Here is a 20,328-nt window from a genome sequence, read left to right on the forward strand (position 1 = left end):
GACCGCTGTAGATGCGGATGCTGCGGTTGACGCTGACGCTGCGACCGCTGTAGATGCGGATGCTGCGGTTGACGCTGACGCTGCGACCGCTGTAGATGCGGATGCTGCGGTTGACGCTGATGCTGCGACCGTTGCAGACGGAAGTTCGACTTCCGCTGGTGCCAAGCCGGGCAACGACTTGGCCAACACTGGTGCAAGCGGAATCCTGGTGACCGGAGGAATTGCCCTCCTGCTGCTGATCACTGGTGGCATTATGGTGGCTCGTCGCAAGACCGAATCACTGTAAAGGTCGAATTAGTAGGTGCAGGTCGGCCCCGTCGATAACAAGATGGGACCGACCTGCACCCGCTTTATCTCATATTTGAAAATGCCGGTAATGCAAATACGGAAAGAACGCATCAACTAAAGTCGAGAGTCGATCACCGTATGCTCAACAGCGTGTCAGCAAGCTGGCCGTCAAACGCTGACACACATGAAAGGCCCAGATGGCTCTCGAAAGAATCACGAAACGTTCCCGGCCAGTCTGGTTGCGAGCTATCGTTATCGTCTGTGTCTTGGCCACTGGATGGCATTTATTTGCAACTTTTCTATGGATAGCGCCGGCCAATGGGCTCCGGGAGATGGTGCCAGGCAAAGCGCTTTCCAATTACATGCTTCCCGTGTTTGGTCAAAGCTGGAGCGTGTTTGCCCCTGAGCCGATCAATGGCAACATCACCATCAAGGTCCGGGCAGCGATGGGATCTGACAAAGGCGTCCAGACGACCCCTTGGGTAAACGCGAGTGATGCCGAGCTGGATCTCGCACACCACAATCTGTTTCCGCCCAGGGCGGCAATCTTAGGATTACAACAGGGCACTGAATACAAAAGTGCATTCGACAAGCTGAGCAAGGATCAACAGAAGATTGTGGCCGGCGGCTATTTTATTGGAGATGACTGGCTGAAGCGGTTTGAATTAGATCTTTTGGAATCCGTCAAAGGAAACGACAAGGCCAAGGAAATAAGCCGACTGAATGCACGTGCGTTCATCAAACAAGAAGCACAGACCGCTGCATACGCAACTCAGGTAGCCCTAGCAACATGGGGCCCAGAGGTGGAACGTGTTCAAGTGAGCGTTAGCCGTCAGAATGTCACACCATTCAAGGATCGTCACAACGAGAATGTGGCGCCGCAACCAATCCGTGTCGTCGAATCTGGGTGGCGCGGCCCCCGAAGCTTCCCAGGGCAAAACCAGGACCGCTTTGCAGACGTCTTTGTGAACCTTAAGGGGATCAAATGAGCCATCGACCCAATGCACAGAAGGTTGTGGCCCCCATTAGGCGTATATGGACGGCATTCTGGAACGAAGCCCCATTCCACCTTATTGACTCCGTCAGAAACTGGTTTATCACTGTCGAAAATTGGTTGCTCGATTCCAAAAAGGCCACATACGGCCTTGCCGTGACCCGCATCCTGTTTTCCATCACTGCGTTGGGCCTGCTGGCATCAAACTTCTCTACCCGTTTTTATACTTTTGGATCCGGCAGCGCATGGACCGGTGAGCTAGCCGCTCCAAAGAGTGAATTCCCAAATATCTGGTTGTTTTCACTATTCCACCGCGTTGTCGAAAACGATGTCGTCTTTACCCTGTTGTACCTTTTGGTCGCGGCGTTAGCGTTTACGGTCTTGATCGGATACCGGACTCGCCTTCTGCTCCCGGTCTTCTGGGTCCTATGGGTAAGTCTGATTGAGTTGCAGGACATGGTCTCCGACCAAGGAGATAATATCTTCCGGATTGCCTTGTTTGGGATGCTCTTTGCCGATACTTCGGGACGTTGGTCGGTGGATGAGGCGCGACGAAAGCGCAACTTCGCGAAGGGCAATGTCCTGACCCGTCTATGGCACGGAGCACCCGTTTTTTCGCAGCCATTGGTGAATATGGCCCATAACTTGGTCGTCGTGACGCTGACCTGCCAAGTAGTTTTCATTTACGTGTCGGGGGCGCTTTACAAGGCGGGCGGAAAACCGTGGCAAGACGGCACCGCTGTCTATGCGCCACTTCATGTCACCCGTTTTGCCCCATGGCCGGAATTGAGCGAAATGGCGACGGCTTGGGCCCCAGCGGTGGCGGCCATGAGCATTGGGTCAGTACTGATCCAGCTGTTCTTTCCGGGAGCCTTGCTTTTCCGGTGGACGCGAATCCCAATCCTCTTTGCCATGATCGGTTTTCACGCGGGCATTGGCCTGTTCATGGGATTGCCCTGGTTCTCTCTCGCCATGGTTGCGATTGACTCAATTTTCGTGCGTGACGTCACGTGGCAGCGCATTGAGGACTGGTGCAAAAAAGCCGTGCGTGAGCAACCCGAGGCTTCGCCTGGCGAGGTTGACATCGCTCGTCCCCAGGAGAACCCGAGCGAGATGCGAGAATTCACCAAGTCCGAATCGTCAGACCTGTTGGACGCGGGACGGCGCTGAAGGCGTCGGTCCCCGATAGTGTCGACGGAGTGGGCGGGCTACTTCTTCTTGGAACGGCCGAGTGCGAGGTATGCAAGCGGCCCAAGGAAATTGATGAACGAGGCAGCGGCCCATGCGCTCTTCGGACCGTTGACCTCGGTCGCGGGACGCTTGACCAGGTCGCGCAGAGCAACAAATTGGAGTGCCAGCTGGGCAAGCCCCATGATGGCGATTCGCCACCGGGCAACGACGGACAGTTCGTTCCAGCTATTATTCCTGGCCATGCTTCTCCTCATTAGTGATTGCGGATGCAACGACTAATTTGCCGCGCATCCAGCTACCAATAGCCATCGTAGCCCCCGGATTAATGGAATTGGTCGCGAAGCCGTTCCATCTCACGCCGGTCCTTCTTCGTCGGCCGGCCTGCGCCCCTGTCCCTGACGGGAACCTGCGGGATGACTTCCTTGGGGCGGACCGGGGTGTGGTCGACATAGCACCGGGCTGCGATGTCGGCTCCCACCCTCTTGGCAATCACAGCGGTCACCTCGAGGATCCGGTCGAATCCGGATTGCCTGACCCTAATCGTGTCCCCTGGAACGACAATTTGGGCTGCCTTGGCAGGCTTGTCGTTCAGGCGCACGTGTCCGGCACGGCACGCCGTGGTCGCCGCCGAGCGGGTCTTGTAGATTCGAATCGACCATAGCCAGGCATCGATTCTGACAGCCTTGGATTCCTGCTTCACCCCGCCAGTCTAGCCATCGCAACACCATGGGGCAGGCTATGTTGCGCTGTACGTGGGTCGCCCGTGGCCACGTGGTCCGATCAACCCGGGGCCGTGGCAGTCATGGACATGTTCCGCAGGCTGAGCGTACTACTGAATTCGAACGCGAATACGGATAGGGATCAGTTTCTAATATCTGCACCTGTTGGCCGGATCAAACATTCCCACCTTGCGCCGTTCCGCCTGCGTTTGAGCGGCGCGAAGTTGCTTGTAGAACTTAACATTCGGTTCGACCTTCATCGCGGTGGCGTGTCCGGATGAGACGAGGGATTCGTTGATGAGTTCACCACCGCGGCTCACCGCGGCAAGGGTGCGCCCATATTGATCCAGGCGTTCGGCATCGTACTCGAGCTCGACCTTGGAACCCTTGGGCAGCTTCTCGGCCAGGAATTCGGCGGCCTGCGGCCCGAAGCATTCCCCGGGTTGGTCGGGGTGTGGAATCTCGGGTGCGTCGACATTGAGCAGTCGAACCTTGGTCCGCTTCCCGTCCAACATGAGGTAGACGGTGTCGCCGTCAGCCACATGCTGGACCGTGGCACCAGCCTGCTGGACCGTTGTACCCGAATGTTCCTGGCTGCGCTCGCCCATGGGCACCAAAAGCCAGGTGCCAACGAGGACCGCGGCGCACAGTACGAGCGCGATGGCACTGCTGCGTCGGCGGCGGGGCATCCTCATGGCGATTGGCCGTCGTCCTAGACCAGTGCGTTGTCGCAGGCAGTGACGAGCCGGGCCTGGACATCGGCCGGGACGTCGTCTCCGGAGGCGGCCACATCATCGAGGGCGCTGACGATCTCCTGCGGCAGCCCGCCCTCGCGGACGGCGTCGACCATCGAGGAAACCACCTTGAGGTCGGCGGCGTTGATCGTGCCGTCCTTGATGGGGGCGCACGCCTGCTTGATGAGTTCCTTCTTGGCGCCGTCGGCCAGTTGCGTGGCCGCGGACGAAGCGGCGGAGGAAGCGGTGTCGGCAATGGTTGCACAACCGGTCACCGAGAGCAGCAGGACTGCGCCGGAAACCAGCAATGCACTTTTGGAACGTGAAAATGTCATGGGTTCAATCGTAGTTGTTCCCGGGTGGGAGAACGCTGGGAACGCCCGCGGCTCCCACCCAAGGGGCATAGGCCGCTATCCGGGGACCGGAGTGGATTCCATGCGTGCCGGCCTGGCCAGGCCCAGCGTTTCGCGCAGCGTGGTTCCCGGGTAGGACGTACGGAACAGGCCGCGCTCCTGGAGGACCGGGACCACCAGCTGCACGAAGTCGTCCAACCCGGCGGGAAAAGTGGGGCACATGAGGTTGAATCCGTCGCAGGCACCCGAAGTGAACCATTCCTCGATGTCGTCCGCGATCTCGGTTGGCGTGCCGATCATGGTCGCATGCCCTCCGCCCGCGGCCAGGAATCCCAGAAGCTCGCGAAGCGTGGGAGCTTGGGTTTCAATGATGCGCTGGACCGTGAGGTAGCGCCCCTGCGGCCCGGCGAACCCGTCGGCAGCAGGCAAGGCATCCACGCGTTCATCCAGTGGGTGGGCGCTGTAGTCCTGGCCGGTGAACATGTTGAGCTGGGCGATGGCCGAGCCGATGTCAAGGAAGGAGTCCAGCACGCGCTTCTTTTCCAGGGCCTCCTCACGGGTCGCACCGACATAGGTGACCAGCCCGGGAAGGATCGGCACCGAACTTGCCTCGCGTCCCTCGCGTGCGAGTCGGCTCCGGATGTCAGCGGCATACTCCGACGCCGATTCCCGGTCCCAGGAAACTGAGTAGATGGCCTCGGCATGCCGGGCGGCAAACAAACGCCCGGCCTCGGAGGAGCCGGCCTGGAAGAGCACCGGCCTCCCCTGGGGGCAGCGGGGGACCGTCAGCGGTCCGTCGACGGAGAAGTGGCTGCCGCGGTGGTTGACCGGACGGACCTGGGAGGGATCGAGGTATAGCCCGGCCTCGCGGTCGACCACCAGCGCCGAATCCGACCACGAATCCCACAACCCCTGCATCGCATCCACAAATTCCTCGGCGCGTTCGTAGCGTTGTGCGTGCCCCGGCAATGCATCCATCCCGTGGTTGCGGGCCTCGGCGTCAAACATCGACGTCACCACGTTGATCCCCGCACGTCCACCGCTGATGTGGTCGAGGGAGGCCAGCAGCCGGGCGGCGTGGAACGGGGTGTAGAAGCTCGCCGAGATGGTGGTGACCAAACCAACGTGCGCGGTCGCCCGAGCCATGGCGCTGAGCGCGGTTACCGGTTCGAGGAACCAGGGGATGCCCGCCGCGTACTCGCGGTTGACGCTTTGCCCGTCGGCAAAAAACACCGCATCCAGGCACCCGCGCTCGGCCAGCCGGGCCAGTTCCTCGTAGTAGGCGATGTCGCCGACGCGGTCGGCGCTCGAATCGGGGTGGCGCCATCCCATGGTGTGGTGGCCCGCGCCGTAGATGAAGGCGTTCAGGTGCAATTGGCGTGACGTAGCCATGGTGGTTTCCTTCCCAGGTCCTAGTTCATCACCAGTCCACCGTCGACAACCAGGTTCTGCCCGGTCACCGCCCGCGACCAGGGCGAGGCAAAGAGCAGGGCCGCATCGGCGAACTCGGCGGGAGAGGTCACCCGCCGCAGGGGAGTGGAACCCGCAATCAGGTCGAATACCTCCTCCGGGGTGGCCGCCGAGGCATCGGTGGTGCGCAGCAGGCCCCCGGAAATCATGTTGACGCGGATGTTCTCCGGGCCCAGGTCCGACGCGAACGTGCGGGTCAGCGACAGCAGGGCCGCCTTGGCCGCGGTGTAGTCGTGGTAGGGGACCACGGGGTTCTGGAAGAGGTTGGTACCGATGTTGACGATGTTGCCAAAGCCTACGGATTTCATGCCCGGCAGGGTTGCCTGGATGGTGTTCAGGGCGCCACCGATGACGCCGGTGAATTGCGCGCCGAATTCCGTGTAGCCGATCCCGTGCGCCTTGGAGCGGGCGTCGCCGTTGAATGAAAAGCTTGGCAGGGCGTTATTGATCACCGTGGTGATCGGGCCGCCAAAGTGTGCCTGCGCCGTGGCAACCATCGCCGCGACCTGATCCTGGTCCGAGACGTCGGCACGTGCCGCGATCGCGCGTTCGGCCCCGAACTCGGCAGCCAGTTCCCGGGCCGCGGATTCACTCGAGCGGTAGTTCAGCACGAGCCGTGCTCCCTCGCGGGCGAAGGCGCGGGCCAGCTCGGTTCCAAGCCCGCGGCCGGCACCGGTGATAAGTACGATTTGGTCCTTGATAAGCATTCCCATGCACCTTTCGTTGGAGCGAAAGGATGCCATGGAACCGCCAAGGGGAACCGGAATTCAGGTGCCACAATGCGTCATGCCGGACCGGCATCCCTTCGCTCGGATTATCGAGATCAGGTTCAACGGGTGTATCTCTCAGCCGCAAGGCGGCACCCCGTGTCGAGTCCTTGGCCCAACCTAGCACCGATGGATCACCTTCCCCAACCATGTGAACGCCACGGGTGCGACACACCCGGCGCGGGGGCCCGAAGCAGGCACGTCGTAGGACCCATACGGCAAACTGGAGGGGTGAGTCAGAGCCGAATAATCCAGACCATTGCCGCAGAACTTTCCGTAGCCGGGGCACCGGTTGCTTCCTGGCAAGTCAAGGCCGCCATCGAGCTGCTTGACGCCGGATCCACCGTTCCCTTCATCGCCAGGTACCGCAAGGAAGTCACCGGCACCCTTGACGATGCGCAATTGCGCATGCTCGAGGAACGACTGCGTTACCTGCGCGAACTCGAGGAACGCCGGGCCGCAATCCTCAAGGCCATCGCGGAAGCCGGCAAGCTCACCGAGGAGCTGGAAGCCGCGATCGGGGCCGCAACGACCAAGGCGGAACTCGAAGACCTCTACCTGCCCTACAAGTCCAAGCGGCGCACCAAGGCCCAGATTGCCCGCGAGGCCGGCCTTGAGCCGCTGGCCGATTCGCTCATCCGGGACCCTTCCCAGGATCCGGAGACGCTGGGCGCAACGTTCCTGAACCCGGAGCACGAGGTCAACGCCGCCGCCGATGCGCTCGCCGGTGCCCGGGCCATCCTCACCGAACGCGCCTCCCAGGACGCGGTGCTGGTCTCGGAACTGCGCGAACGGCTGTGGGGCCGAGGCAAGATCTCCTCCAAGATCGCTCCCGGCGCCCCGGCCGCCGACGCCGCAAAGTTCTCAGACTACGAGGACTTCGTCCAGCCCGTCGCCACCCAGCCCTCCCACCGCATCCTTGCCCTGTTGCGCGGCGAGCGCGAGGGCGCGTTGAACCTGGAGCTTGCCGAGGCCGACCCGCGTGACGATGCGGCATTGGCCGAGGCGCGCGCAGGATACGAGGCAGCCGTCGCCCGTTCGCTGGGCATCAGTGCGGCGGCCGATGCCCCGGCCGGAAAATGGCTGGCACAAACCGTGCGCCTGGCCTGGCGCGGTCGCCTGCTGGCACGGCTCGAGGCGGACCTGCGCACGCGGCTCTTCGAAGCCGCGGAGGAAGCCAGCGTCAAGGTCTTCGCCGCCAACCTGCGTGACGTTCTGCTGGCGGCCCCGGCCGGGAATCGGGCAGTGCTGGGCCTGGACCCAGGGCTGCGCACCGGAGTCAAAGTAGCCGTCGTTGACGCGACGGGCAAGGTCGTGGACATCGCCACCATCTACCCGCACGCGCCGGCGAACAAGTGGGATGCCTCGGTGGCGACCCTGGTGTCCCTGGCGGCCAAACACGGCACCGAACTGATTGCCGTCGGCAATGGGACCGCAAGCCGCGAAACCGACAAGCTGGCCGGCGAGGTGATCGCCAAGCTGACCAACAAGCCGGCCAAGGTCATCGTTTCGGAGGCCGGTGCCTCGGTGTACTCGGCTTCCGCCCTGGCCAGTGCGGAACTGCCGGAGCTGGACGTCTCCATTCGCGGTGCCGTGTCAATTGCCCGCCGCCTGCAGGACCCGCTGGCCGAGCTGGTGAAGATCGAGCCGAAGTCCATCGGCGTGGGCCAGTACCAGCACGATTTGACCCCGGCCAAGCTGGACCGCTCCCTGGATGCGGTGGTCGAGGACTGCGTGAACGCCGTCGGCGTGGACGTGAACACCGCCTCCCCGGCACTGCTGGCCCGGGTGGCCGGCGTCGGATCGCTGCTGAGCCGCAACATCGTCGAGCACCGCAATGCCAACGGGCCGTTCGCCACCCGCAAGTCCCTGCTGAAGGTTCCGCGCCTGGGTGCCAAGGCCTTTGAACAGTGTGCCGGGTTCCTGCGGATCACCGGCGGCAAACAGCCGCTGGATGCCTCCGCCGTGCACCCCGAGGCCTACGGACTGGCAGAGACTCTTCTGGCGGCCGCCACCGCCAAGAACCAGTCGGTGGCCACGCTGAATGCCGCGGACTTCGTCACCGAGCAATTCGGTCTGCCCACCGTCAAGGACGTCATCGCCGAACTGGTGCGCCCGGCCCGGGACCCGCGCCCGGACTTCAAGACCGCGAACCTCAAGGAGGGCGTGGAGAAGATCTCCGACCTGCAGGTGGGCATGATCCTGGAAGGCACCGTGTCCAACGTGGCAGCCTTTGGCGCCTTCGTCGACGTGGGCGTCCACCAGGACGGGCTGGTCCACGTCTCGGCCATGAGCAACAAGTTCATCTCCGACCCGCGCGAAGTCGTCACCTCCGGCCAAGTCGTCAAGGTCAAGGTCCTCGAGGTGGACCCGGCGCGCAAGCGCATCTCGTTGACCCTGCGCCTGGATGACGAGCCGGGTGCCAAGGCCGAGCGGACGGAGAAGGCACCGCGTGGCCCCAGGGGACCGGAGCCGCGGGCCCCGCGTGAATCCCATGGCGGCCCGCGCGGCAACAAGGGCGGGCAACAGGGGAACCCCAAGCCTGCCGGAGGCAACACGGCCATGGCCGAGGCCCTGCGCCGTGCGGGACTGAGCAGCTAACCCCTGCCGACCGCACCCACGATTCGGTGGTGGCCCCGGTGCGGGCCGCCACCGAGAACCTCGCGGCGGTGCATGAACAGGGCGCATCGCGGAACTGGCGTAGCGTTGTGTGCATTGCCCCCGCGAGCCGGCACCGGCGTGCCGACCGCATACCGCAAGGAGACAATCGCGCCATGGACGGCGAAACACTGACCGAATTGATCATGACTGTAGTCCTGGTGCTGCTCATGGCCGCGATGGCCTGGATGATGAAGGCCGCGGCCACCGGGCAGATCAAGCGCAATCCCTGGATCGGTATCCGTACCGCTGCGCTGATGCACTGCGATGACTGCTGGCTTCTGGGCCACCACGCCGCGGCCAACAAGGGCGTCATGGGCTGCTGGCTTGCCGCGCTGTTGATGGCCGCCAGCGGCATTGTTTCGGTGCTGGCGACGCTTCCGGAGTTTGTCCACCCCGCCGCACTGTTGGCGAGCCTGGCCGTGATGCTGGGCGGCTTGTTTCTCGGGTTGCGCGATGCCAACCGGGCGGTTGCCAAGATCCATGCCGGGGAAGGCATCGTTTCCTCCTGACAGGGGCTTGGGCAAGGTGTCGGGACCAAGGTGAGCATCACCTTGGTTGCCCTTCCCCGGGACCCAATTCATGCCATATTTACCTCAAGGTAAGTACGGCCATACTTCGGTGACAAGGACCAGCGGAGTGCGTAGCGTGGGTGCCATGGAACTCACCGGAAAGCTTGTAGACGCATTCAACGACCAAATCACCCTGGAACTCCAGGCTTCGACCGTGTACCGCCAGCTGGCCATCGAAATGGATGTCCTGAGCCTGCCCGGCATTGCCGCCTGGTTCCGCGCCCAGTCCGCCGAGGAACTTGAGCACGCGGAAAAGTTCATCACCCACATGACCAATCGCGGGGCGCACCCTGCGATCGGCGCCATTGGAGCCCCTGCGCTGAATGTAGCCACGGTGGACGGCGCCTTCCAGGCTTCCCTCGACCACGAGAAGAAGGTTTCCGAATCCATTCGCGACCTCTACCGCCTGGCGCACAACGAGGGCGACATCGACTCGGTGCCGATGCTGACCTGGTTCATCGAGGAACAGGTCGAAGAGGAAGCCACCGTCGGTGAGATCCTTGACCGCGTGAAGATGATCAACAACGACGGCAATGGACTGCTTCGCCTGGATGGCGAACTGTCCGCACGCTAGAAATGCCGTCGCGGCCCACCCCGTGACGACGATGTGACCAAGGCCCCCGGCCTGCGACTGGGGGCCTTGGTCGTGCGTGCAATAACATGGGGTAGGGCATGTCCAGGTGCCGCGCCCCGATACGTGGTTTTACGTGAACGATCCGGGCGGATAGTGACGCCGTGCAAGACATTGCGCCACGCATGCCAGTCCCAGGTCAACCACTCGTTCAGTGAGGTCATCAAAACGTGTTTCACGTCCGTGCACGCATGACTTTGACCAACCCCGGTGCGCGAGCGTCCCGGTGGGGAACAGCCGCATGAAGAAGTTCGACTTCGCACGCACCGCGCCGATGCCGGCCCCGGTGGAAGCCACGGGACCGACGCACCGGACCACGGCAGAACTCAAGCTGCGCAAGGGCGCCGGAAGGCATTACGCAGTCCAATACCTGATTCCCCAAAGCACCCCGGTGTACCTGCTTCGGGTCACCGGTTTGTGGGCAAGCGTGCAGCACGGCCAAACCTTTGGATGGCTTCCTGCCCAGTGCCTTGAGCGCCTCGAGGCACCCCGGCGCCCGACGCAGGTTCCGGTGCGCCCGGTCGCCAGCCGGATGCCGGAGAGCGCCGCCGCGGCCGGCGGAGCCCCCAGCGCGCCGGAAGTGCCCGACGAAGATTTCATCCCCACCCACCGCAGCACCGCCGACCTGAACCTGCGCAAGGGCTCGGGCACCAACTACCCGGTATTGCGCGTGTTGGCGGCAAACATCCAGGTCCGCAAGGTCGACGAGCTGGGCACCTGGGCAAAGGTCGCCACCGGCAAGGACATCGGCTGGGTTCCCAGCGCCTATCTGGCCCGCATCAACGTGAGCCGCCCCGCCACCGGCATCCAGCCCATGGCCCCGACCGAGTACACGACTACGGTGCGCCTGAATGTCCGCAAGGACGCGGGCGACCACTTCCCGGTCCTTCGCATCATGCAGGCCGGGACCTTGGTCAAGGTCACCGGGAAGCTGGGACCATGGCACAGGATCGTGCTCGAGCAGGAAACCGGCTGGGTCCCGGCGAGCCAGCTGCAATTGCGGTACCTGGCGTCCAAGGCCCCGGTCACCATCGTCGAGACCACCCTGTACCGGGGAGCCTCCGCCAATTACCGTGCGCTGGCCCAGCTTGGCGCTGGTGAGCAACTTGAGGTCGTTGCAAGCCGCGGACAGTGGACCAGGGTCCGCGCCGGGCGCCTTGAGGGCTGGGTCCACAGCTCGCACTTGGGCTGACACGGCCAAATCTTCTCTGCCGTTTCCTGTCAATGGGTGGGCTTATTGCATAAGGTATGGGTTTGGGGGTAGAGCTTCGTGATGCTCCCGTACACTCGCACCCATTGTGGATTCCTTGTTGAGCCACAAACCTTTTTGAGGGAGTCCACTGACCATGGCCATACCGAAAGCCTTCCGCGCATTATTTTCGGGAGTATTGGCGACGGGATTGGTATTCACCGCGCTACCTGCGACCGCCCAGATCCGCGTGGACACCGAAACCAATAGCAAGGTCCGCGCCGGCGAATTCGCCTTGCCGCTGGATCCGGACACCTACCGGATGACTTCCCCGATGGGGCCGCGTTGCATGCCGGTGGTGGGAGGATCCACGCACCACCTTGGCCAGGACATGGGCGCGCGGAACAACGCCCCGATCTATGCCGTGGCCGAAGGCACCGTGCGCAAGATCGTCAGTGGCACCAATTCAACTTCGGGCCAAGTAGTGGTTACCCACCGAATCGACGGGGCGACCTATGAATCGGCCTACATGCACATGTGGCCCAATGACGTCTTGGTCAGGGAAGGCCAAAAGGTAAAGTCCGGACAGATGATTGCCTTGGTGGGTTCCTCCGGGCCCTCCACCGGTCCGCACCTGCACCTTGAAATCTGGAAGGACCGTTTCTACTCCAGTGACGCGAACGTGCGCAATCCTGCGTCGTTCCTCAAGTCCCGCGGGCTCGACTTGGACTCCTACGCCACCGCCAGTTACTCCGAGTCGCCGAAGACATGCACGTATTATGCGCGCGGCAAGACGGAACTCTTTGCCTCGCCATCGGCCACATCGACGGTCCTGGACAGGCCGGGCCGCAACGCCAAGGTCAGCAGCCAGCCGGGTGCCATCAACGGACTGCTCAACGGGTCCTTCGTCAAGGTCAAGTACGGATCACGCACCGGCTGGATGAATCGTTTTGCAGTCACGCCCAACAAGATGGCGACAGCGCCCGAATGGTCCCTGACGTCCACGGGAACCGTCACCAACGGCGTGCGGGTGCCCTTCGCCAAATACAGCAACCCCAATGGCCTGAACATGCGCTCCGGCGCAGCAACCTGGTACTCGAAGCTTCTGACGATTCCCGCGGGAGCCACCTTTGAGGCCTATGAGAGCTCCGCCGGCTGGCTGCGGGTGAAGTACAAGGGAACCGAAGGCTGGGTATCGGCGGGACTGGCGCGCAAGACCGCCACGATCGATCAGGCGGAGCTTCCCGCAACCCACGAGGTCCTTCGCGATCTCAAGCTGCGTTCGGGAGCTGGTGCCACCTACTCAGAAACCCAATGGATCAAGCGGGACTCAAGGGTTGCCGTGCGCCAGGTCCGAGGCACCTGGTCCCAGGTCCAGGCCGGAAAATATTCCGGGTGGATCAGTACGACGGACATGAAGAAGATCGGTTCCGCAACGCCCCAGACGGCAAAACCACCGGTCGCCAAGCCCGTGCCCACCAAGCCGACGCATGAGACCACCACGAAGCTGAACCTGCGCACCGGGGCCGGCACCAACACCCAGATCATCAAGGTCCTGGGCGTCGGCACCGATGTCATTGAGCTCCAGCGTCAGGGAACCTGGAGCCAGGTGAAGGCAGGGAACGTCACCGGGTGGGTCAGCAACACCTACCTGCGCGTTCTCAAACCCGTGGCCACTCCGCCGAAACAGCCGGCAAAGCCGAAACCTCCGGTGGTCCAAGCGGTGAAGAAGGCAACGTACACGACCAAGGGCAAGGTCGTTGCTCGCAAGAACGTTGATGCGAAGTCCGCCGCGGTGGTGAGCATCCCGGCCAAGAAAAACGTCTCGGTTGATGCGAAGAGCGGTTCGTGGTTGCGGGCGAAGTATGCGGGCAAGACCGGCTGGGTTCCGTCGAACCAGCTGGCCGCGTACAAGGCCCCGGCGAAGCCGAAGCCTCCGGTGGTCCAGTCGGTGAAGAAGGCAACGTACACGACCAAGGCGAAGGTTGTTGCGCGAAAGTCGGTGGATGCGAAGTCCGCAGCGGCGGTGAGTATCCCTGCCAAGAAGAACGTTGTGGTGGATGCAAAGAGCGGTTCGTGGTTGCGGGTGAAGTATGCGGGAAAGACCGGTTGGGTTCCAGCGAACCAGCTTGCCTTGTACAAGGCACCGGCCAAGACGAAGACAACCACCGACCGGCTCAACCTGCGGATCGGAACCAGCACGTCGACACGGTCGCTGCTGGTGATTCCCAAGGGCAAGAAGCTCACGGTCAAGGCAACCCGCGGCAGCTGGACACAGACTAGCTATTCCGGAAAGACCGGTTGGGTTAGCTCCAGGTACCTTCGCTAGGCCGAGCCCGAACTGGAACGTCATCAGAGCAAGAAGATGGGCCGTTGAACCAAGAAATTGGTTCAACGGCCCATCGCCATTTCTCGGGGGAGATGCTAGGAACTGGTGGGGCGTGGCAGCTGGGACGAGGCATCGGCCTCGCGCTTGGCGTCGGCATCCTGGGCAGCGGACGCCACTTTGGCTTCTGCATGCGCCAGGACCTGTTGCGGGGTGCTTTGTTCGGAGGGATCCTTCTTCTCCGAATCGGCACCGGGGTCCAGGGCCGGCAAGTCGCGGTCGGACCATATCTTCACGATCGCCCAGGCAACCGCAGTCAGGGGCACTGCCAGCACCGCGCCCACCAAGCCGCCCAGGACCGTGCCGGCGGCCAACGACAGCAAGATCACCAAGGCGTGCAGGTTCAATGCATGGGCCATGACCACGGGCTGCAGGAAGTTCCCCTCCAGCTGGTTCACCACGATCACCGCACCCAAGACAATCAAGGCAACCACGGGGCCGTTGGTCACCAGGGCAATCAAGGTAGCCAGGATCCCGGCGAAGGTGGCGCCCACCAACGGGATGAAGGAGCTCATGAACACCACGACACCCAACGGGATGGCCAACGGAACCCGCAGTACAAGCAGGGCGACAGTGATGCCGATGGCATCAACGGCCGCCACGGTAGCCGTGCCGCGCATGTAGCCGCCGAGGGTCTCCACGGTGCGCTCACCGGTGGACAGCCAGCGGTGCATCTGGTGGTCCGGCATCCAAGAGAGGAAGAATGCCCAGATCTTGTCTCCGTCCTTCAGGAAGAAGAACAGGATCACGAGCAGCAGCGCCAAGCCGGTGAAGAAATTTCCGGCGGCGGAGAGCCCGCTCAGGGCGCCGGCGCCAAATTGGGAGCTCGTCAGGAAGCTGGTGACCTGGCTGACGGCTTCGTCGATCTGTTCCTCGGAGATGTTCCAGGGCAACTGGTTCAGCATCCCCTGGAGCTTGTTGAAGCCTTCAACTCCCTTGTCCACCAAGGTTTGCCACTCGGCAAGCACCGAATACACCAGTGCTGTGCCGATGCCGCCGAGCACAAGCAACGATCCCAGGAACACGGACCAGGCAGCCAGCATGGCGGACATGACCTTGCGCAGGATCCGCACCAATGGCCACAGTGCGCAGGAAAGTATCAATGCAATCAGGATCGGCAGGGCAATGACGCTCAATTTCAGGAGGCTGAAGACAACCGCCGAGGCAAGGATCAACACCACCAGCAGTTGGACCGAGCGTGTGGCAATGCGACCCAACGGATCAATCCACATTCCAGACACGGTGTGCGCCGGGTGCGCGACTGCGGAACCCGCGGCCTGCGGAACTTCCTGCGGAACCTGTCGGGACCTTCTTTTGAAACCTAGCTTCGCTGACATCCAGTGACTCCTCGCAATTGGCAACAGGTCTACTCTATGCACTGCCGGCATAGGGCGGATACCCGAAATAACCTCTTAGCAAAAAGGTTAGTCTAATAATGTACTAGTGGGCCGTGCGTCCCACTTATCGGAGATGGAACGAAAACATAGTTGGCGGGGGAGCAATGCAACGTAATTCCAAGCGATTCGGTCAATTGCCGGTTACGCGGGCAGGAACCGCACTACTCATGGGCGCAATCCTGGCACTTTCCGCGTTGGCCCCGGTGCCTGCACAGGCGTCCGCGCCGACGATAGTGCACTCATTGGCGGCGCAGGCCGATCGCGCGGCCATCCACCTGCTGCCAACAGAGGTGGTTCGCGCTGGCACTGCGAGAAAAGTGCAAACCACCGCGAACCTGAACCTGCGCTCCACCCCCTCCACCAAGGGCAAGAAGCTGGCAGTCGTTCCCAAGGGCACGGTGTTGACCGTCGCGGCAACCAAGTCCGGCTGGAGCCAAGTGCGCCATGCAGGCAAGACCGGCTGGGTCTCCGGCACCTACCTGCGAGGCGTCACCAAGGCCCTCAAGGCCGGGGACCTTGGCAAGACCACGGCCCGGCTGACATTGAGGGAACGGGCCAGTGCGGCGTCAAAGGCCTTGGCCACCGTGCCCAAGGCCGGCATCTACACGGTCAAGAAGGTCTCCGGCGGATATGCCCGGATCACCAGTCGGGGCAAGTCCGGATGGGTCTCGGGCAAATACCTTTCGGTCGTCGCCAAAAAGCCGGGCCGGGAAATCTACATTGACCGGAAATACACCTCCAACCGCGCAGGACTTACCGACAGGTACTGGACCAAGGTTTCCGGCGGCGACCTGTATGAAAGCGTCAACGGGAAGCAGCGCATCGGGGATATCCCGAGGAATTCCGTGGTGTACCGCGACGTGAAATTGGAAAAGACGGCCGGTTCGGTCAAGGGCTGGATCTTCGTCCGGACGCAGGGGATGAGCGGATGGATGAAGACCAGCCAGCTTGCCCGCACCTCGACGGCCGCCACCGCGCCGGGTAAGTACTCCGCCAAGCAGGTAATCGCCCAGAAGAACGGCAAGATCCCGGAAAGGATGCTCGTGGCGATCGGCTGGGACAGGGAAAAGACTCTCATTGCAGCCCCTGCGCTCAAGGACCTGAACCGACTCAATGCAGCGTTCAAGAAGAAGTTCGGCCGCAACCTCGACATCGACCTGGCGTACCGGACCCGTGCCACGCAGGATGCCTACTGGGAGGAACTGGGCCCATATGTGGCAGCACGCCCGGGAACGTCCAACCACGGCTGGGGAACCGCCATCGACGTGCCCGAGACCTACAACTATTCCTTCCGGGGCAAGTACTACAAATGGCTGAAGGCCAACTCCAAGAAGTACAACTGGGTGCACCGAAAGATCCTGGAGGAGGGCTCTCCCTACGCCGAGGCCTGGCACTTCGAGTACAAGGGTCGCTGAGCCTTCGCAGGGGGCTGCCCACCGCGGCGGTGCCGGGCGGCGTTAACGGCCTTGGCCGCGGTCCGCATCCCTTGAAGAGGATGTGGACCGCGGCCAAGACGATCAAGCGACGGCCTGGAATCAGTCGGCCACGTAGAAGAGGCGCTTGTTGACGAACTCCTCCATGCCCAGCGGGCCCAGTTCGCGGCCGAAGCCCGAGCGCTTGACACCGCCGAAGGGCATTTCGGCCCCTTCGGCCGCCGGAGTATTCACGTTGGCCATGCCGACCTGAAGCCCAGCGGCAACCTTTGCGGCACGGGCCGGATCGGTGGAGAACACCGCGCCGCCCAGGCCGTACTGGGTGTCGTTGGCCAGGGCGAGCGCTTCCTCGTCCGAGGAGACCTTGTAGACCACGGCCACCGGGCCGAAGAGCTCCTCGTAGTAGGCGCGCATGTCCTTGGTGATCCCCGAAAGGATCGTCGGGGCCAGGTAGGCGCCCGGGCCCTCGTGCAGCACGCCGCCTGCGTGCAGCGTTGCACCCTTGTCGATGGCGTCCTGGACCTGTGCGGCCAGGCCCTCTGCGGCGCCGCGGGTGGAGAGCGGACCGAAGGTGCCCGCCTCTTCCTTGGCCGGGTCGCCCGGAACCAGGTCGACGGCCAGCTTGGTCAGTTCGCCGACGAAGTCGTCGAAGATGTCCTCCATGACGATCATGCGCTTGTTGGAGTTGCAGGCCTGGCCGGTGTTCTCCATGCGGGTCGTCCACGCGGTGGCCGCGTCCCCGGCGATGTCCGCCGAATCGAGGATGACGTACGGGTCCGAGCCGCCCAGTTCCAGCACGGCCTTCTTGAGGTTGCGGCCGGCCTGCTCGCCGATGATGGCACCGGCGCGCTCGGAGCCGGTCAGTGAGACGCCCTGGATGCGCGCGTCCTCGATGATCGTGGAGATCTGGTCGTGGGAGGCGAAGACGTTGTTGTACACGCCGGCCGGGACCCCGGCGTCGTCCATGATCTGCTGGATTGCCAGTGCCGAACGCGGGCAGGTCTCGGCGTGCTTGAGCACGATGGTGTTGCCCAGCATCAGGTTCGGGGCCGCGAAGCGGGCCACCTGGTAGTACGGGTAGTTCCACGGCATGATGCCCAGCAGCGGTCCGACCGGGAGGCGCTGGATGACGGCCTTGCCGCCGCCGATGGTCTTGACTTCCGTGTCGGCCGCCAGGGTCGGGCCCTCGGTGGCGAAGTACTCGAAGATGTCCTTGCAGAACTCGGCCTCGCCCTTTGACTCGGAGAGGGGCTTGCCCATTTCCTGCGTGATGATTGCCGCAAGCTCGTCGGCGCGCTTGGCGAAGAGCTCGCCCACGCGGGCAACGATCTTGGCGCGTTCATTGATGTCGACGTCTTTCCACCCCTGGTAGCCGGATTCGGCCGCGGCGATGGCGTCCTGGATCTCGGAGTCGGTGGCGGTGGGGAATTCCTCGACCACGTCACCGGTGGCGGGGTTGAGGACCCTGTATGAGGTGGAGGTCGACGTCTGGGCGTTGGCGGTCACAGCCATGCTCCTTCTGGTAGTCACTGGGCGGCGGAAATCTCCGTTGCGCGCCACGTACCCTTCCATCATGTCGCGAAAACGACGATTTGTGAAGCCCGTCACGCAATCGCGGTGGCTATATCAGCCGTCAGTGAACTCAGTCGCTTCGGTATTCGTCGTTAACAGCGCAAAACCCTGCGAATTTCGAATCCCGCAGGGTTTTGCGTTCGGTTGCCCGGCGATCTAGCTTGTGGCAGCCTTGCCCGAGCGGTCAACGTCGGCATCGCCGGAAGCGATCTTGTCGATCAGTTCCAGCTCTTCGGTGCTGAAGGCGGTGTTGCCCAAGGCGCCGAGGTTCTCATCGAGCTGTGCGGTCGAAGAAGCGCCGAGCAGGACCGAGGTCACCCCGCCGTCGCGCAGCAGCCAGGCGATGGCCAGCTGGGCCAGGGACTGGCCGCGCGTCTCGGCAACCTTGGCCAGGTCGCGGGCCTTGGCCAGGTTTTCCTCGGTCAGGTGCCCGGCCAGGGAGTTGCGTCCGCCGGACGGTGCCGCCGAATCGTCTTTCAGGTACTTGCCGGTCAGCAGCCCCTGGGCCAGCGGGGAGAAGGCGATGGATCCCATGCCGTGCTCGGACAGCGTGTCGAGCAGGCCGTCCTCGACCCAACGGTTGAGCATCGAGTAGGACGGCTGGTGGATCACCAGCGGTGTGCCCATGTCCTTCGCGACGCGGGCGGCCTGGGCGGTGCGTTCGGGGGAGTAGGAAGAAATCCCGACGTAGAGCGCCTTGCCCTGGCGCACCAGTGAATCGAGGGCACCGATGGTTTCCTCGATGGGGGTGTCCGGGTCCGGGCGGTGCGAGTAGAAGATGTCCACGTAGTCAAGGCCCATGCGGGACAGCGATTCGTCGGCCGAGGCCGTGATGTACTTGCGCGAACCCAAGTTGCCGTACGGGCCCGGCCACATGTCCCATCCGGCCTTCGAGGAGATGATCAGCTCGTTGCGGTAGGCCTTGAAGTCGGTGCGCAGCATGCGGCCGAAGTTTTCCTCGGCCGAGCCGTAGGGCGGACCGTAGTTGTTGGCCAGGTCGAAGTGCGTGATGCCGTGGTCGAAGGCGTGGCGCAACACCTCGCGCTGGGTGTCAAAGGGGCGGTTGTCGCCAAAGTTCCACCACAGGCCCAGGGAAATCGGGGGCAGGACCAGGCCCGACTTTCCGACCCGGCGGTAGCCGGTGGTTTCATATCGGTCCGCGGCCGCCACATAGGGTGCGTGGGTTTCGGGGACGGGTGCGTACCGGAGTTCTTCGGCCATGGTGGTGGTGTGCTCCTGGAGATCGTGGTTTGAAACGCTCGGAAGCGGGTTCGGCTTCCCTCGCTCCATTCTTGTCCCAAGGTGCCTCAAACGTCCACGACATCGCGCCCGGGGCGCGGCGGACCCGGGATCTGCGGAGGAATGTGCCCCGGGTGCACACGATGTCCCGGCGACCGGGATCGCCCGCAGGCGGTGCGATCGCGGGCGGCGGTTAACAGCGAAGAACCGGTCGTGACGGCTAAGGAGGTGAAACTCCGCCGCGACCGGTTCTTCTGATCACTCGCACCTTGAGAAGGTAGCTTCAGCCTATGGTGGCTATCTGGGTGGCTGCTGAGGATTCGTTGTTAGTCAGCCGTGAGTCAGTAGTTGGAAGGTGGGTCAGAGGCCGGGAAAGACTCGTCTTCCCACTCCTCAACCAGTGCTTCGTCGTGTGCACTGGCCACGTGCTCTGGTTCTGCGGCGGTTTCTTCTTCTTTTTCTTCTTCGTCGCCGATTGGCTGTTCACTCATCTCGCGTACCCCTTGATCCGTAGAACGTGTCGCCCCGTACTCGCGGCGGCCGGTACCTTCAGTCTGGTCCGAAGTGCTCCAGTTGTCGAGGGCGGTGTTTCCGGGTGCCGTGCTCGTGGACGTCCCGCGTTAACGGGTTGAGCACCGGCCGGAAGGCTGGGGGGAATTCGCCTTGGGTCCGACCGGTGCTCTCATCACTCGCACCTTCATGAGGTGATTAAGACTCTAGTGAAGCTCCCTTTGC

At 62.9% G+C, this 20,328-nt stretch carries 19 protein-coding genes and 1 riboswitch; of the genes, 9 read left to right on the forward strand and 10 right to left on the reverse strand.

Going from position 1 to position 20,328, the window contains the following annotated elements:
• The 3 genes from ACIPVK_RS18155 to ACIPVK_RS18165 form a co-directional block, all read left to right on the forward strand.
• Window positions 1-286, forward strand: a 286-nt coding sequence (locus ACIPVK_RS18155) for an LPXTG cell wall anchor domain-containing protein (RefSeq protein ID WP_407613383.1), incomplete at its 5' end; no start/stop codon positions are given.
• Between the two features lie 199 nt (window positions 287-485).
• Window positions 486-1,277: a DUF5819 family protein gene (locus ACIPVK_RS18160; protein ID WP_407613384.1), complete on the forward strand. Its 792-nt coding sequence runs from the start codon at window positions 486-488 to the stop codon at window positions 1,275-1,277.
• On the forward strand, window positions 1,274-2,452 hold the full coding sequence (locus ACIPVK_RS18165; RefSeq protein WP_407613385.1) for an HTTM domain-containing protein: 1,179 nt from the start codon (window positions 1,274-1,276) through the stop codon (window positions 2,450-2,452). Before ACIPVK_RS18160 ends, ACIPVK_RS18165 begins: the two co-directional genes overlap by 4 nt.
• 38 nt (window positions 2,453-2,490) lie before the next feature.
• On the opposite strand, the gene ACIPVK_RS18170 is transcribed toward ACIPVK_RS18165, so the two are convergent.
• From ACIPVK_RS18170 to ACIPVK_RS18195, 6 genes are all read right to left on the reverse strand, one after another.
• On the reverse strand, window positions 2,491-2,715 hold the full coding sequence (locus tag ACIPVK_RS18170; RefSeq protein WP_407613386.1) for a PLDc N-terminal domain-containing protein: 225 nt from the start codon (window positions 2,713-2,715) through the stop codon (window positions 2,491-2,493).
• An 80-nt stretch (window positions 2,716-2,795) separates the two neighbouring features.
• A complete protein-coding gene (locus tag ACIPVK_RS18175) occupies window positions 2,796-3,173 on the reverse strand; it encodes an RNA-binding S4 domain-containing protein (RefSeq protein WP_407613387.1) in 378 nt (125 codons plus the stop codon).
• 168 nt (window positions 3,174-3,341) lie between these two features.
• Window positions 3,342-3,887 (reverse strand): thermonuclease family protein, encoded by a 546-nt coding sequence (locus tag ACIPVK_RS18180; protein WP_407613388.1) that lies wholly within the window; start codon window positions 3,885-3,887, stop codon window positions 3,342-3,344.
• Window positions 3,888-3,904: 17 nt separating this feature from the next.
• Complete coding sequence (locus ACIPVK_RS18185; RefSeq protein ID WP_407613389.1) at window positions 3,905-4,261, reverse strand: hypothetical protein; 357 nt, start codon at window positions 4,259-4,261, stop codon at window positions 3,905-3,907.
• Window positions 4,262-4,336: 75 nt separating this feature from the next.
• Window positions 4,337-5,671 carry an LLM class flavin-dependent oxidoreductase gene (locus ACIPVK_RS18190; RefSeq protein WP_407613390.1) on the reverse strand — a complete coding sequence of 445 codons (1,335 nt, stop codon included), beginning with the start codon at window positions 5,669-5,671 and terminating at the stop codon, window positions 4,337-4,339.
• A 20-nt stretch (window positions 5,672-5,691) separates the two neighbouring features.
• On the reverse strand, window positions 5,692-6,456 hold the full coding sequence (locus ACIPVK_RS18195) for a 3-oxoacyl-ACP reductase (RefSeq protein ID WP_407613411.1): 765 nt from the start codon (window positions 6,454-6,456) through the stop codon (window positions 5,692-5,694).
• Window positions 6,457-6,532: 76 nt separating this feature from the next.
• Window positions 6,533-6,626: riboswitch (TPP riboswitch) on the reverse strand.
• 19 nt (window positions 6,627-6,645) lie between these two features.
• Between ACIPVK_RS18195 and ACIPVK_RS18200 the strand changes: the two genes are divergently transcribed.
• From ACIPVK_RS18200 to ACIPVK_RS18220, 5 genes are all read left to right on the forward strand, one after another.
• Entirely contained in the window at window positions 6,646-9,117 is a 2,472-nt protein-coding gene (locus ACIPVK_RS18200) for a Tex family protein (protein WP_407613391.1), read from the forward strand.
• Between the two features lie 173 nt (window positions 9,118-9,290).
• Window positions 9,291-9,686, forward strand: coding sequence for an SdpI family protein (locus ACIPVK_RS18205; protein WP_407613392.1), 396 nt, complete (start codon window positions 9,291-9,293; stop codon window positions 9,684-9,686).
• A gap of 145 nt (window positions 9,687-9,831) precedes the next feature.
• Window positions 9,832-10,320: a ferritin gene (locus ACIPVK_RS18210; RefSeq protein WP_407613412.1), complete on the forward strand. Its 489-nt coding sequence runs from the start codon at window positions 9,832-9,834 to the stop codon at window positions 10,318-10,320.
• 298 nt (window positions 10,321-10,618) lie between these two features.
• Window positions 10,619-11,569, forward strand: a complete 951-nt coding sequence (locus ACIPVK_RS18215) for an SH3 domain-containing protein (RefSeq protein WP_407613393.1) — start codon at window positions 10,619-10,621, stop codon at window positions 11,567-11,569.
• Window positions 11,570-11,723: 154 nt separating this feature from the next.
• A complete protein-coding gene (locus tag ACIPVK_RS18220; RefSeq protein ID WP_407613394.1) occupies window positions 11,724-13,895 on the forward strand; it encodes an SH3 domain-containing protein in 2,172 nt (723 codons plus the stop codon).
• Between the two features lie 95 nt (window positions 13,896-13,990).
• Here ACIPVK_RS18220 and ACIPVK_RS18225 read toward each other — a convergent pair whose 3' ends face one another.
• Complete coding sequence (locus ACIPVK_RS18225) at window positions 13,991-15,169, reverse strand: AI-2E family transporter (protein WP_407613395.1); 1,179 nt, start codon at window positions 15,167-15,169, stop codon at window positions 13,991-13,993.
• Window positions 15,170-15,516: 347 nt separating this feature from the next.
• Between ACIPVK_RS18225 and ACIPVK_RS18230 the strand changes: the two genes are divergently transcribed.
• Entirely contained in the window at window positions 15,517-16,764 is a 1,248-nt protein-coding gene (locus tag ACIPVK_RS18230; RefSeq protein WP_407613396.1) for an SH3 domain-containing protein, read from the forward strand.
• Window positions 16,765-16,884: 120 nt separating this feature from the next.
• On the opposite strand, the gene ACIPVK_RS18235 is transcribed toward ACIPVK_RS18230, so the two are convergent.
• From ACIPVK_RS18235 to ACIPVK_RS18245, 3 genes are all read right to left on the reverse strand, one after another.
• Window positions 16,885-18,288 (reverse strand): NAD-dependent succinate-semialdehyde dehydrogenase, encoded by a 1,404-nt coding sequence (locus ACIPVK_RS18235; RefSeq protein WP_407613397.1) that lies wholly within the window; start codon window positions 18,286-18,288, stop codon window positions 16,885-16,887.
• A gap of 222 nt (window positions 18,289-18,510) precedes the next feature.
• Complete coding sequence (gene mgrA, locus ACIPVK_RS18240) at window positions 18,511-19,575, reverse strand: L-glyceraldehyde 3-phosphate reductase (RefSeq protein ID WP_407613398.1); 1,065 nt, start codon at window positions 19,573-19,575, stop codon at window positions 18,511-18,513.
• A 359-nt stretch (window positions 19,576-19,934) separates the two neighbouring features.
• A complete protein-coding gene (locus ACIPVK_RS18245; RefSeq protein WP_407613399.1) occupies window positions 19,935-20,084 on the reverse strand; it encodes a hypothetical protein in 150 nt (49 codons plus the stop codon).
• Window positions 20,085-20,328 lie beyond the last annotated feature (244 nt).

The organism is Paeniglutamicibacter sp. MACA_103 (assembly GCF_045798555.1).
In the GTDB taxonomy this organism is placed as follows: Bacteria; Actinomycetota; Actinomycetes; order Actinomycetales; family Micrococcaceae; genus Paeniglutamicibacter.